This is a genomic window from Streptomyces sp. NPDC059008 (assembly GCF_042749045.1).
Taxonomy (GTDB): domain Bacteria; phylum Actinomycetota; class Actinomycetes; order Streptomycetales; family Streptomycetaceae; genus Streptomyces.
This window is the reverse complement of the sequence record NZ_JBHYJC010000005.1, coordinates 111549-125058: the sequence shown is the minus strand read 5'-3', so window position 1 is coordinate 125058 and position 13510 is coordinate 111549. Positions and strand designations below refer to the sequence as shown.

Sequence of the window (13510 nt, the reverse complement as noted above, 5' to 3'; positions counted from 1 at the left end):
GCCTTTCGGTGCTGCTGGGCGGTGGCCGCGGTGGACCGCAGGCCCTTCTTGCTGACCTTGCCGATCCCGGTCTGCGGGAAGGCGTCGACGAACTCGACGAGGTCGGGGACCTTGAAGTCGGCGATCCCGCGCTCGCGTACGAAGCGCCTGACGGCGGCGGGCCGCAGCGGTTCGGCGCCCTCGCGCAGGATGACGTAGGCGAGGGTGCGCTCGCCGAGGTAGTCGTCGGCCACGGCGACGACGGACACGTCGTGCACGGACGGGTGGCCGAGGATGAGGTTCTCGACCTCCTCCGGCGCGACCTTCTCCCCGCCCCGGTTGATCTGGTCCTTGGCCCGGCCCTCGACGACGAGGTGCCCGGTCGGGGTGCGGCGCACGATGTCCCCCGTGCGGTAGAACCCGTCGTCGGTGAAGGCCGTCGCGTTGTGCTCGGGCGCGCGCCAGTAGCCGCGGATGGTGTAGGGGCCGCGGGTGAGCAGATGCCCGAACGCGCCCTCGGGGACCTCGCGGCCGGCGTCGTTGACGATGCGTATCTCGTCGTCCGGGGAGATCGGCCGCCCCTGGGTCGACACGGTCGTCTCGGGGTCGTCGTCGAGGCGGGTGTAGTTGACCAGCCCCTCGGCCATGCCGAAGACCTGCATCAGCCGGCAGCCCAGCGCGGGCTCAAGCCGGCGGGCCGCCTCCTGGCTGTACTTGGCCCCGCCCACGAGCACCAGCTCCAGGCTCGACAGGTCGTGCTCCGCCTTCGGGCCGGCCTCCGTCCACACCAGGGCGAGCGGCGGCACCAGCCCCGTCATGGTGATCCGCTCCTGTTCGACGAGCGGGAAGGCGGTCGCCGGGTCGGGCCGGGGGCACAGCACCGCGGTGCCCCCGGCGTGCAGCACGCCGAGCCAACCGGGCGAACTCATCGGGAAGTTGTGTGCCGCGGGCAGTACGACGAGGAAGCGGGTGTCGGCGTCCACGCCGCAGATCTCGTTGGAGCCCCACAGCGAGTACAGATAGTCGTCGTGGGTGCGCGGGATGAGCTTGGGCACCCCCGTCGTCCCGCCCGACAACTGCAGGAACGCCAGCTCGTGCGGCTCCGGACCGTCGAGCGGCCGAACCGGGTCGCAGGGCACGTCGGACAGCGCGGTGTGCTCACCGGGGTCGCCGACGACGAAGACATGACGCAGGCTCGGCGTGCGGGCCTTGATCTTCGACGCCAGCGCGCGGTGGTCGAAGCCCGCGTGCCGGTCGGGGACGACGTACGCGCTGGCCTCGGTGAAGGAGCAGAAGTAGCCGATCTCCGTCTCGCGGTGCGCGGGCAGCGCGTAGACCGGCAGCGCGCCGATCCGGAACAGCGCGAAGACCACTTCGATGAACTCACCGATGTTGGGCAGTTGCACCACGACCCGGTCGCCCTTGGCGATCCCGCGCGCCGCGAAGCCGGCGGCCAGCCGGTCGGCGCGCTCGTCGAGCTCCCGGTAGGTCCAGGTGCGGCGCTCGGGCGCGGGGTCGACGAGGGCGGTCCGGTCGGGGTGCGCGGCGGCCCGCTCGCGCAGCATCCGCCCGAAGGTCTCCCCGCGCCAGTACCCGGCGGCGCGGTAGCGCTCGGCGAACTCGGCGGGCCAGGTGGGGGCGTCCAGGCCCGGGGTGGTGGCCAGGGCGCGTGCTTCGGTGCTCACAGGGAGGCTCCCACTGCGCTGAGGAAGGTACGGAACTTGGCCGCGGTCTCGGCGGTCTCGGCCTGCGGTGTGGAGGCGGCCACCACGCCGGCGCCCGCGAACAGCCGCAGTGTGCGGCCCTCGGCCTCGGCGCAGCGGATCGTCACGACCCACTCGCCGTCGCCGTCCGCGTCCTGCCAGCCGACCATGCCGGTGTACGGGCCGCGGTCGAAGGGCTCCGACGCGGCGATGACGCTCCGCGCCAGGTCGGTCGGCGCACCGCAGACGGCCGGTGTCGGATGCAGGGCGGCCGCCAACTCCAGGGCCGTCGCGGCGGGATCGGCCAGCTCGCCGGTCACGGTCGTCGACAGGTGCCACATGGTGGCGGTACGCACCAGCGTCGGCCGCGCCGGCACCTCCAGGCGGGTGCAGTACGGCGCGAGCGCCTCGCGTACGGCGTCGACGACGACCGCGTGCTCATGGAGGTCCTTGGACGACTCCAGCAGCGCGGCCGCGGCGCGCACGTCCTCGGCCAGGTCGGTGCTGCGCGGCACCGAGCCGGCCAGCGGGTTGGCGGTGAGCCGGCCGCCCTGGCGGGCGACCAGCAGTTCGGGGCTGGCGCCGATCAGCGTGCGGCCCGGACCGCTGGGGACGGCGAAGGTGTAGCCGCCCGGGTCGCGGCCGGCCAGGTGCCGCAGCATCGCCGACAGGTCGGGTTCGCGCTCCGCGGTCAGCTCCAGGGTGCGGGCGAGGACGACCTTGTCCAGCTCACCGGCCCGCATCCGCGCGACCGCGGCGGCGACCGCCTCGCCGTACCGCGCGGACGACGGCACTTCGCGCACCTGCCAGTGCGCGGCGGCGGGCACCGCGGTCAGCGGGCCCCGGCCCGCGGCGGCGGGGAGTGCGAGGAGCGGGTCCTCGTGCAGCGGCGGTGCCCACCGCACGGACTCGGGGACGGCGAGCGCGGGCGGCGCGTCCGGGGCGAAGGGCAGTGAGCCGATGACGATCGGCGCCGGCTCGCCCGCGTGTCGGCGGGCGTCGAGGGCCTGTTGCACCCGTCTGGTCAACGGCCGTTCGTCGTGGGGGATCTCGGCGGCGGTCCCCTGGGCGAGCAGGGTGTGCCGGGGAGTGGCGAGGAAGCGGTCCTCCCCGGGGCGGCAGGCGCTGAGCAGGGCGGTCGCCGCGCCGGGGGAGAGCATCGAGGACAGGGTGGGGTCCGGGGCGGGGGAGGTGGGTTCGCACAGTGAGGCGGACATGGGTGTCTCCAGTGGGAAGGGCACGGGCCGGAGTCGGAAGGGGGCGGCGGGGTGCGGCCGGTTCAGGCCCGCAGGGTCGCGCCGCCGTCGACGTACAGGTCGTGCAGGGTGATGTGCCGGGCGCGGTCGGAGACGAGGAAGGCGACGGCCTCGGCGATGTCGGCCGGGTCGGCGATCCGGCCGAGCGGGATACCGGTGCGGTACGCCGCCGGGTCCCCTTCGATGACGCGCCGTACGGCGGCCGCCTCGTCGTCCGCGCCGGAGGACGCCCACATCTCGCGCTGCATCTCGGTGCGGGTCGAACCGGGGGAGACGGTGTTGCAGCGGACGCCCCGCGCGGCCACCTCCAGGCCCAGGCACTTGGTGAACATGACGGCCGCGGCCTTCGAGGCGGCGTAGGCGGACATGCCCGCGCGGGGGATGCCGGCCGCGTTGGAGGCGACGGTGACGATGCTGCCGGAGCCGCGCTCGGCCATCCGGCGGGCGGCGGCCCGCGAGACGTGGAAGACGCCGTCGGTGTTGACGGCGAAGGTGGCCGCCCAGTCCTCGTCGGCCAGGTCCACCGCGGGTGAACTCCGCAGGATGCCCGCGACGTTGACCGCGATGTCCAGTGGGCCGAGCGTGTCCTCGGCCTCGGCGACGAGGGCCTCCACGGCCGTGGCGTCGGTGACGTCCAGAGGCCGGGCGGTGACCTGGCCGGTGTACTGCCCGGCGAGCCGCTCGGCGCCCTCGGGCACCAGGTCGGTGGCCAGGACGCGGGCGCCGCGCTCGACGAGCGCCCGGACCACCGCCTCGCCGATGCCCCGGCCCGCACCCGTCACGAGGGCGAGCCGCCCGGTGAGTTCCCCCTCGGCGCTCACTTGACCATGGCCTTCCGGATGTCGTCGAGCACCGACAGCGCGGCCTCGGCGCCGCCCAGACTCGTCCACTTGGAGCCGTCGACGGTGGTGACGTGCCGGTTGTGCACGGCCTTCAGCTGCCGGTAGGCGGGCTTCTTGGTGAGCTGGTCCAACAGGTCCGCGTCGGGGCCGGAGGCGGCGAGGGTGCCGATGAACAGCCAGTCGCCGTCCACCTCCTTGAGGTTCTCGTCGCTGATCGGCGTCGAGTGCCCCTCGCCCCTGTCGTTCTGCACGCCCGGCCGGCGGAAGCCCAGGTCCTTGAGCACATCGCTGATGAACACGCCCTGCTGCATGACGGCCGTGCCCTTCGCCGAGTAGCGGGCCACGGACACCTGCGCGCCGGCCTGCGCGCCGAGGTCCTTCTTGAGGGCGGCGGCCTTGGTGTCGTAGTCGGCGAGGAACTTCTCGGCCGCGTTGGCCTTGCCGAGTACCTTGCCGGTGAGTTGGAGGGACTTCTTCCAGTCCTTGCCGCCGTCGATCGTCACGACGGTCGGGGCGACGTCCCGCAGTTGCTTGAGGATCTGGGCGTCGGCCGTCTGCCCGGCCAGGATGACATCGGGTCTGGCCCGTATGACCTTCTCGATGTCGGGGCCGGTCACCGCGCCCACGACCGGGATGCCCTTGGCCCGTTCGGCGAGGTAGCCGGGGGCGCCCTGCTGGCCGCGGCCCGCGGCCAGGCCCACCGGCTTCACGCCGAGCGCGAGCGCCGAGTCCAGGTCCATCTCGCTGAGCGCCACGACGCGCCGGGGTGCGGCCGGCACCTGGACCTTCGCGCCGGTCGCGTCGGTGATCCGGACCGTGCGGCTCCCGCTGCCGGAGCCGGCGTCCGATCCGCCGGATCCGCAGGCGCTCAGGGCCGGCGCACAGGCGGCGAGGAGGGCGGCCGCGACGACGGGGCGGGCCACGCCGCGGGAAGAGAGGGACATCATGACCTGAAATCTCCGTTGTTCGATGGGGGGTTGGTCCCGGAAGAGCGCATTCCGGCGCTGTTACCGGGGAGGTGGACACCACGAAAAATGAGGTCATTCCGGGCATTTAGCTGCGCTGTGCAGTACCCGTACCGGCCAACTGGACTTAGGTTAGGCTAACCATATGTCAATAACGCAACGAGAGCGGCCGAATACGACCGGATACGGTCGTCGCGAGCGCCCGCCGACTCCGGCGCGCCCTCCCCTCGGGGCGGCCGCCGCACTCGCCGTCCTCCTGCTGGGCCTGGCGCTGCTCTCGCTGCTCATCGGCACCGGATCCAGCTCGCCCGCCCGCGCCTGGGACTACCTCGTGGGCGAGCCCGCCGCCCGCGCCGACGCCCAACTCCGGCTAGCCGTCCTGGACGTACGCCTGCCGCGCACGCTCGCCGCCGTGCTCGTCGGCGTCTGCCTCGGCACGGCCGGCTGTCTGCTGCAGACCGCGACCCGCAACCCGCTCGCCGAGACCGGACTGCTCGGCGTCAACTCCGGCGCCGCCTTCGCCGTCGTCGTCGGTCTGACCTTCTTCGGCGCCGCATCCTCCTTCGCCCTGCTGCTGTGGGCCCTGCTCGGCGGGATGGCCGCCAGCGCGGTCGTGCTGCTGCTCGCCGGTTCCGGACGCGCCGCCGGCTCCCCGCTGCGGCTCGTCCTCGCCGGCTCCGCGCTCGGCGCGACCTTCCACGGCATGACCTCGTATGTGCTGCTGGGCACCCAGGTGACCTTCGACACCTACCGCTACTGGACGATCGGCTCCCTCGCCGGGGTGGAGACCTCCGACCTCGTGCCGCTGCTGCCGCTGGTCGCCGTCGGCCTGCTCACCGCGTTCGGCTGCGCCCGCCCGCTGTCGGCACTCGGCCTCGGCGACGACGGCGCCCGCTCGCTCGGGCACCATCCCGGCCGGATCCGGCTCGTGGTCGCGGCGGCCGTCTCGCTGCTGGCCGGCTGCGCGGTCGCGGTGGCCGGGCCCATCGCCTTCCTCGGCCTGCTCGCCCCCTATGCCGCCCGGACGCTGGCCGGGGCGCGGACGACCGCCCAACTCGCCCTGTCCGCACTGATCGCGGCCGATGTCATGATCCTCGCCGACATCCTCGCGCGGATCGTCATCCGGCCCTGGGAGACGCCGGTCAGCGTGCTGCTCGCGTTCGTGGGCGGCCCGCTGCTGGTGTGGATCGCCCGTTCGTCCCGCCTGTCGACCGCAGGAGCCTCGGCATGACCCCTCCCGGCAGGGAACCCGACGTCACCCCGCCCGACAGCACGGTCCTGCGCACCACCACCTTCTCCTGGCTCTTCCCCCGCCGCAGCGCGCTCGCCGCGGCGCTCCTCGTGCCGCTGCTCCTCGTCCTCATCGCCCTCGCCGTCATGGCGAGTTCGACCGGGATGAGTCCGGCGCAGACCCTCTCGGGGCTGCTCGGCACCGGAGACCCCGGGAGCGTCATGATCGTGCGGGACTTCCGGCTGCCCCGCGTCCTCGTCGGCCTCATGGTCGGTGCCGCCCTCGGCGTCTCCGGCTGCCTCACCCAGACCCTCGCCGGCAACCGCCTCGCCACGCCCGACCTGCTCGGCGTCAACGAGGGGGCCACCGCCGCGGTCGTCGCCTCCGCGGCCGGCTCCGCGACCGGCATGGTCGGCGACTGGTGGCTCGGCCCGCTCGGCGCCGTCGCCGCGGCGGCGCTCGTCGTGCTGTGCGCGGGGGGCGCGGGCCACCGCGGCTACCGCGTCCTCGTCGTCGGCATCGGCGTCTCCACCTTCATCGGCGCGGTCGGCGACCTCGTCATGTCCCGCCAGAACGACAACACCGCGGGCGGCGTGTTCCTCTGGGCCGTCGGCAGCCTCAACGGGCGGGACGGGAGCGTCGGTACGCCGCTGCTGATCGCCCTGCTGTTCCTGCTGCCGCTCTCGCTCGCCGCCGGATACCGCCTCCAACTCCTGCGCTTCGACGACGACATGGCCGCGAGCATCGGCGTCGACCTGCGACGCCTACGGGCCGCCGCACTCGCCTTGGCCGTGGCGCTCGCCGGGATCGCGGTCGGCGTCGGCGGCCCCATCGCCTTCGTCGCCCTCGCCGCCCCGGTCCTCGCCCAGCGGCTCAGCGGCCCCACCCGCGTCCCGGTGCTCGGCTCCGCGCTGACCGGTGCCGCGCTCATCGTCGCGGCCGACGCGCTGGGACGCGTCGCCGCGCCCGTCGAACTCCCGGTCGGCGTCGTCACCAGCGTCCTGGGCGGGCCCTTCCTCCTCTGGGTCCTCTTCCGCTCGGACCGGACCACCAGAAAGGCATGACCAGCATGAGCGCCACTCCCGGGCTCGAAGTACGCGCGCTGAGCGCCGGATACCCCGGCCGCACCGTCGTCAGGGACGTCGAATTCGCCGTTCCCGCGGGGCAGGTCGCCGCGATCGTCGGCCCCAACGGCTGCGGCAAGTCCACCCTGTTGCGGACCCTCGCCCGGCTGCACCGTCCGGAGTCCGGCACGGTCCGTGCGGACGGCACCGACGTATGGCGCATGAGCCAGCGCCAGGCAGCGCGCCGTATCGCCCTGCTGCCGCAGTCGCCGCGCGCCCCCGAGGCCGTGACCGTCGCCGGGCTCGTCCGCTACGGCCGCCACCCCCACCAGGGCCTGCTGCGCCAGTGGTCGCGCGAGGACGAGGCGGCCGTGCGCGAGGCGCTGGCGGCCACCGGCACCACCGAGCTGGCGGCCGAGCGACTCGACCGCCTCTCCGGCGGCCAGCGCCAGCGCTGCTGGCTCGCGATGGTCCTCGCGCAGCACACCCCCGTCGTCCTGCTCGACGAGCCCACCAGCGCCCTCGACCTCGGCCATGTCGTCGAGGTCCTCGAACTCGTCCGCGAGGTGGCCGCCACCGGCCGCACCGTCGTCATGGTCCAGCACGACCTGGCCGCCGCGGCCCGCTACGCCGACACCGTCATCGCCATGAAGGACGGCCGCGTGATCGCGGAGGGCGCCCCCCGCGAGACGGTCGACGAGGTCCTGGTCAAGGAGCTCTACGCGCTGGACGCCGACATCCTGCGGGCACCCGGCGACGGCTCGCCGGTCGTCGTCCCCCGGGCCCTCGTCGCCGACTGACGGTGCGCCGGGCGGACGGTGGGCGGGCGGACGGTGGGCGGGCGGAGGGGTGGCCGGGCGCCCGTCCGCGGTCGCCGGCGCCGCTGTGCCGCCGTGCCTCGCCGTATCCTTATTGCGAAGAGGTTGCAATTGCGGTGTAGAGGCGAAAGAGGTGGCGGTGTGGGCTCTCCGGTAGTGCTCGGCATCGAGTCGTCGTGCGACGAGACCGGCGCGGGGCTGGTGCGCGAGGGGCGGCTACTGGGGCACGCGGTGGCGTCGAGCATGGACGAGCACGCCCGCTTCGGCGGGGTGGTCCCCGAGATCGCCGCCCGCGCCCATGTCCACTCCTTCACGCCGGTGGTCCACCGGGCACTGGACGAGGCGGGGCTGCGCATGGCGGACGTCGGTGCGGTCGCCGTCACCACCGGCCCCGGCCTGTCGGGGGCGCTCCAGGTGGGCCTGGCCGGGGCCAAGTCCCTGGCGTATGCGCTGGATGTGCCGCTGTACGGCGTCCACCACCTCGCCGGGCACGTCGCCGCCGACACCTTGGAGCACGGTCCGCTGCCCGACCCCTGCATGGTGCTGATCGTCTCCGGCGGGCACACCTCGCTGCTGCTGGTGCGGGACCTGGCGCGTGATCCGATCGTGCACCTCGGCGACACCGTGGACGACGCGGCCGGGGAGTGCTTCGACAAGGTCGCCCGGGTGTTCGGCCTGCCCTACCCGGGCGGTCCCGCCATCGACCGTACGGCCCGGGACGGCGATCCGCGCGCCGTCGCGTTTCCCCGCCCGCTGACCGGGCCGCGGGACGCCCGCCATGCCTTCTCCTTCTCGGGGCTGAAGACGGCCGCGGCCCGCTGGGCGGAGCGGCACCGTCTCCAGGGCGAGGAGCTGCCACTGGCCGACGGGGCCGCCTCGCTTCAGGAGGCGGTGGCCGATGTCCTCACCCGCAAGGCCGTCGCGGCCTGCCGCGAGCACCGGGTGGGCACCTTGGTGGTGGTCGGCGGGGTGGCCGCGAACTCCCGGGTGCGGGCCCTGGCCGAGGAGCGCTGCCGGGCGGCCGGTATCGCGCTGCGCGTGCCGTCGCCGAAGCTGTGCACGGACAACGGCGCGATGATCGCGGCCGTCGGGGATCTGCTGGTCCGGGCTGGTGCCGAACCCGCCCCGCTGGAGGTGTCCGTCGACCCGTCGGCACCACTGGAGCGCGCCGTACTGCACCCCAAAGGCGATTGCCGGGTCGGCAAAGGAGGAGAGGCGGCTTCCTGCCTCGCGCCCTAGCGTGAAGAGAGGGCCGAATTTTCGCCGCAACGGAGCAGAGGGTGATGCGCGATGACCGAAACCTCCCAGCAAGGGCAGCGGAACGCGGGGAACCTCGGGCGGACGACCATCGCCGACGGCGTGGTCGCGAAGATCGCATATCTGGCGGCCGGGGATGTGGCGGGGGTGCACGCCCTGGGCAGCGGCCTGTCCCGGTCGGTCGGGGAGCTGCGCAAGCGCGTACCCGGGGGAGGCACGACCGTGACGCACGGCGTCAAGGTCGAAGTCGGTGAGCGGCAGGCGGCGGTCGACCTGGACATCGTCGCCGAGTACGGCGAAGTCATCCCGGACGTGGCCAGGGCGGTGCGCGAGGACGTGATAGCCGCCGTGGAGCGGATGACCGGGCTCGAAGTCGTCGAGGTCAACATCGCGGTGAGCGATGTGAAACTCCCCGAGGAGGAAGAGGAGACCGAGGAACGGGTGCGGTGACCACCGGTACCACCGGTACCGGGAGCGGGCGGCGGCGCGGGGCGTCCCGCGGCCCCGGACAGCGCTGCGCCGGGGCATCGGCGAACAGCACGCAGTGGGCGACGACTTCGGCACCGGTGCGGCCGGTGCCGACGACCATGAACGGGCCCTGACCACCGTGAGCGGGGCCCGGAAGCGGGTTGAATCCTTTTTTCGATTTGTTTCGTATACGTGGTTGATGGTGGTTCTGAAGGGCCCACAAGGAAGGGATGAGCATGGGAGTCCTGGAAAACCTGGCTCCCGCGCTGGGCCGCAGCCGTCGTGACCGCTCGACGACGGGCAGGCGCAGGGACACCAGCTCACACGACCATGACCGCCGTCGGCGCCGGCGTCGGCGCCACGGCCGGAACCATGGCCACAGCAGGGGCCATGGAGGGAGGTACTGAGCACTCGATGTGTCTGTCTGCGGCCGGGCCTACCGCCCGGCCGCATCAGTGGGTGAGACGGCATGAGCAGCGCGCGGCCAGACGCTCCCACCCGCGCCGGCCCCCCGGGCGAAGGCGCGGGCAGGGGGACGACGCGCCCCGCCGCGACGCGCCGCCTGATCTGGAGCGTGCGGCGGCTGCTGTCCGTCGCCGAGGACCCCGACGGCGCGGCCGGCATCGTCGAGGCCGCTCCGCCGGTGGCCCTGCGCGAGGTCTTCCGGCGCTTCTGGCCCTACACGCGGGGCGGCCGACGCTGGCTGGTGGTGATCTGGGCCTTCGTCGTGCTCGGACCGGTCGTCGACGCGGCCGAGATCTGGCTGTTCAAGATCGTCATCGACGACATGCTGGTCCCGCGCGATCTGCACCTCCTGCTGCCGATCGCGCTCGCCTACCTGGCGCTGACATTCGTCGCCGGAGTCCTCGACTTCGCCGACGAGGTGACCTCCACCTGGGTCAGTGAACGGTTCCTGCTGGCTCTGCGGTCCGATCTGTTCCGCCATGTCGAGGGGCTGTCGCTCGGCTTCTTCGAACGGCGGCGGCTCGGCGATGTGCTCTCCCGGGTGACCGGTGACGTCGACGCGGTCGAGACGTTCCTGCTCTCCGGGATCGTGGACGCGATCGCACAGGTCATGCGGCTGGGCGTCTTCCTCGGCGTGCTGTTCTACCTGCGGTGGGACCTGACGCTGCTCGCCCTCGTCATCGCGCCGATGTTCTGGTGCACCGCCCGCCGCTTCGCCCGGCGGGTCAAGGCCGCGTCGCGGGAGCGGCGGCGCCGCAGCGGCTCGATCAGCGCGCTCACCGAGGAGGCCCTGGGCAACATCGCCCTCGTGCAGGCGTACAACCGGCAGCGGTGGGAGCACCGGAGGTTCGAGCGCGAGAACCTCGGCCGGTTCCGGGCCGCCATGGCCTCCGCGCGCATCGGTGCGGTGTACGCCACGGTCGTCGACCTCATCGAGCTGGCCGGCGCGCTGCTCGTGATCGGCCTGGGCACCTGGCAACTGACCCAGGGCCACCTCACCCTGGGCGGCCTGATGGTCTTCCTCACCCTGCTGAGCAGGCTCTACAGCCCCCTCCGCGGTATCTCCGGGCTCAGCAACACCTTCTACTCGGCGTCCGCCGCCGCGGAGCGGATCATCGAACTGCTCGACCAGCGCCCGCAGGTCCTCCAGGCCCCGGCTCCCCGCACGCTCGGCCGTACCCGCGGTGACATCGAGTTCGACGACGTCTCCTTCACCTATCCCGGGACCGCCCGGCCGGCCCTGTCGGGGGTCTCGTTCCGTGTGGCGCCCGGCGAGACGCTGGCACTGGTCGGGGCCAGCGGCGCCGGGAAGTCCACCGCCGCCAAGCTGCTGCTGCGCTTCTACGACCCGGACCACGGCAGCATCCGCCTCGACGGGAACGACCTTCGTGAGCTGTGCCTGGACGACCTGCGGGACAACGTCGCCGTGCTGCTCCAGGAGACCCTGGTCCTGCACGGCACGGTGCGCGACAACATCGCCTACGGCCGCCCCGGCGCGAGCGACGAGGACATCGTCGCGGCCGCCCGCACCGCGGACGCGCACCGCTTCATCAGCCAACTCCCGCACGGCTACGAGACCGTGGTGGGTCAGCGCGGCCGGCTGCTCTCCGGCGGACAACGACAGCGCCTGGCCATCGCCCGCGCGGTGATCCGCGATGCGCCCGTACTCCTCCTCGACGAGCCGACCACCGGCCTGGACGCGGAATCCGGCTGGCACGTCCTGCAGCCGCTGCGCCGGTTGATGAGCGGACGCACCACGATCCTCATCTCCCACAACCTGCTCACCGTCCGCGACGCCACCCAGATCCTGCTGCTCGAACACGGCCGCGTCACCGACCGCGGCACCCACCAGCAGTTGCTCCGCCGCAGTGCGACCTACGCACGGCTCCACCGGCTGCACGGGCCCGGCGACACGGCGAAGGCCGAGGTCGTGCCATGAGCCGCGGACCGGACCCCGAGGCGCCGCCGCTGGCGGCCGGAACGACGGTGGCCCCGCGCTACGAGGTCCTCGCCCACCTGTGCCGCACCGGCTGGCTGGACCTGTACGACGCCTGGAGCCAGGAGCGGGAGTGCCGCTGCGTCGTGAAGGTGCTGCGCCCGGACCGGCGAGACGAGCGGCGGCTGCGCGAACGGCTGCTGCAAGAGGGCCGCTGGCTCCAGACGTTCACACACCCGCACCTGGTCCGGGCCTACGAGACGGGCGAGACCCCGCAACCCTTCGTGGTGCTGGAGACCCTCACCGGGGAGACCCTTGCACACCTCATCGACCGCCGCCGGCGCCGGCTGGCCGCCGTCGACCTCGCCCTGCTCGGCCTGCACCTGTGCTCGGCGCTGCACTACCTGCACGGCCACGGCCTGCTGCACCTCGACCTGAAGCCGTCCAACGTCGTGGTCGGCTGCCGGCGCGCGAAGCTGCTCGACCTGAGCGTCGCCCGCCCGCCAGGCCCCGCCCCGCCGGGCATCGGCACCCTGTGCTACCTCGCTCCCGAGCAGGCGCGCGGCGGGCTGCTCACCCCCGCGGCCGACGTCTGGGGACTGGGCAGCACCCTGTACGAGGCCGCCACCGGCGAGGTGCCCTTCGACGACGGCGGGACGTGGGACGGCAGCGGAGCGGCGACCCCGGACACCGGCAGCGCATCGCAGGAGGAATCAGACACCGGCAGCGCATCACAGGAGGGGTCGGACACCGGGCGGTACCGGTACCCGCAGCTCGACCGGCCCGCCCCGTCCGTCGGCACGCGCCGGCGCCTTCCGCACACCCTCGGCGTGGCGATCGACCGCTGCCTCGCCCCCGACCCGGCCGCCCGGCCGACCCTCACCCGACTCGCGGCGGAACTCGACGGGTTGCTGCCGCACGGCCGGCGTGCGGCAGCGGCCGGCTGAACACCGCGCTCGCGCACGGACGACCCTCGTCGCCGCCCACCACGGAGACGATCATGAACCATTCGCCGGGCCCACTACGTACCCCAGACAGATCCGACCCGGCGAACTCCAGGAGGTGCCCGATGTCCGTTCGTCCGGCCGAGGCTTCGCTGAGGGGCGTTGCCGGTGTCTGCGCGCTCCTCAGCGCCGTGGTCCATCTCCTGCTCGTCCCCGAACACCTTGAGGAGGTGCCGTACATGGGAGTGCTGTTCCTGGTCGGCGGTGTGGCGCTCCTGGTCGCCGCCGCGGGCCTGGCGCGGCCGCACCCCGTGCCGGCGTGGCTGCTGGGCACGGCGGTCAGCGGCGCGATGGTGCTCGGCTTCGCGCTGTCGCGCACCGTCGGGCTGCCGTCGTACCAGGAAGAGGGCTGGGACCCGCCGTACGGAGTCCTGTCCATGGTGGCCGAAATGGCGTTCGTCGTTGCCTTCGCCCTGTGGTGCGGCGTGGAGCGGACACGCACCGCGTCCACCGCGGTCACCCGGCCCGCCGCGTCCGCGCACGTCCGGTAGCCCCGCCGTGAGCACCGCGGCGTCCCCGGTC

General features: G+C 73.5%; 11 protein-coding genes and 1 pseudogene. 8 read left to right on the top strand and 4 right to left on the bottom strand.

The annotated features are described in order from the left end of the window. Positions 1 to 17 precede the first annotated feature (17 nt). The 4 genes and pseudogenes from ACFWZH_RS09740 to ACFWZH_RS09725 form a co-directional block, all read right to left on the bottom strand. A pseudogene (locus ACFWZH_RS09740) lies at positions 18 to 1664 on the bottom strand ((2,3-dihydroxybenzoyl)adenylate synthase); the annotation flags it as partial. Further along, a complete protein-coding gene (locus ACFWZH_RS09735) occupies positions 1661 to 2899 on the bottom strand; it encodes an isochorismate synthase (protein WP_384427527.1) in 1239 nt (412 codons plus the stop codon). The pseudogene ACFWZH_RS09740 and the gene ACFWZH_RS09735, both read right to left, overlap by 4 nt. Before the next feature lie 62 nt (positions 2900 to 2961). Further along, positions 2962 to 3759, bottom strand: coding sequence for a 2,3-dihydro-2,3-dihydroxybenzoate dehydrogenase (locus ACFWZH_RS09730; RefSeq protein WP_384427525.1), 798 nt, complete (start codon positions 3757 to 3759; stop codon positions 2962 to 2964). Further along, positions 3756 to 4727, bottom strand: a complete 972-nt coding sequence (locus ACFWZH_RS09725) for an ABC transporter substrate-binding protein (RefSeq protein ID WP_384427523.1) — start codon at positions 4725 to 4727, stop codon at positions 3756 to 3758. The genes ACFWZH_RS09730 and ACFWZH_RS09725 overlap by 4 nt, the downstream gene beginning before the upstream one ends. A 163-nt stretch (positions 4728 to 4890) precedes the next feature. Here ACFWZH_RS09725 and ACFWZH_RS09720 point away from each other — a divergent pair, with 163 nt between their 5' ends. The 8 genes from ACFWZH_RS09720 to ACFWZH_RS09685 all read left to right on the top strand — a co-directional run bounded on the left by ACFWZH_RS09720 (position 4891) and on the right by ACFWZH_RS09685 (position 13479). Next, complete coding sequence (locus tag ACFWZH_RS09720) at positions 4891 to 5976, top strand: FecCD family ABC transporter permease (protein ID WP_384427522.1); 1086 nt, start codon at positions 4891 to 4893, stop codon at positions 5974 to 5976. Then, positions 5973 to 7040, top strand: a complete 1068-nt coding sequence (locus ACFWZH_RS09715; RefSeq protein ID WP_384427520.1) for a FecCD family ABC transporter permease — start codon at positions 5973 to 5975, stop codon at positions 7038 to 7040. Before ACFWZH_RS09720 ends, ACFWZH_RS09715 begins: the two co-directional genes overlap by 4 nt. Beyond that, a complete protein-coding gene (locus ACFWZH_RS09710; RefSeq protein WP_384427518.1) occupies positions 7037 to 7840 on the top strand; it encodes an ABC transporter ATP-binding protein in 804 nt (267 codons plus the stop codon). The genes ACFWZH_RS09715 and ACFWZH_RS09710 overlap by 4 nt, the downstream gene beginning before the upstream one ends. A 159-nt stretch (positions 7841 to 7999) precedes the next feature. Then, positions 8000 to 9097 (top strand): tRNA (adenosine(37)-N6)-threonylcarbamoyltransferase complex transferase subunit TsaD, encoded by a 1098-nt coding sequence (gene tsaD / locus ACFWZH_RS09705; protein ID WP_384427516.1) that lies wholly within the window; start codon positions 8000 to 8002, stop codon positions 9095 to 9097. Between the two features lie 51 nt (positions 9098 to 9148). Then, a complete protein-coding gene (locus ACFWZH_RS09700) occupies positions 9149 to 9565 on the top strand; it encodes an Asp23/Gls24 family envelope stress response protein (RefSeq protein ID WP_384427514.1) in 417 nt (138 codons plus the stop codon). Between the two features lie 487 nt (positions 9566 to 10052). Then, the gene (locus ACFWZH_RS09695; RefSeq protein ID WP_384427512.1) at positions 10053 to 11987 is read left to right on the top strand and encodes an ABC transporter ATP-binding protein; all 1935 of its coding nucleotides are present in this window, start codon (positions 10053 to 10055) and stop codon (positions 11985 to 11987) included. Continuing rightward, positions 11984 to 12931: a serine/threonine-protein kinase gene (locus tag ACFWZH_RS09690; RefSeq protein WP_384427510.1), complete on the top strand. Its 948-nt coding sequence runs from the start codon at positions 11984 to 11986 to the stop codon at positions 12929 to 12931. The genes ACFWZH_RS09695 and ACFWZH_RS09690 overlap by 4 nt, the downstream gene beginning before the upstream one ends. A 122-nt stretch (positions 12932 to 13053) precedes the next feature. Then, positions 13054 to 13479, top strand: a complete 426-nt coding sequence (locus tag ACFWZH_RS09685; RefSeq protein ID WP_384427508.1) for a hypothetical protein — start codon at positions 13054 to 13056, stop codon at positions 13477 to 13479. Positions 13480 to 13510 lie beyond the last annotated feature (31 nt).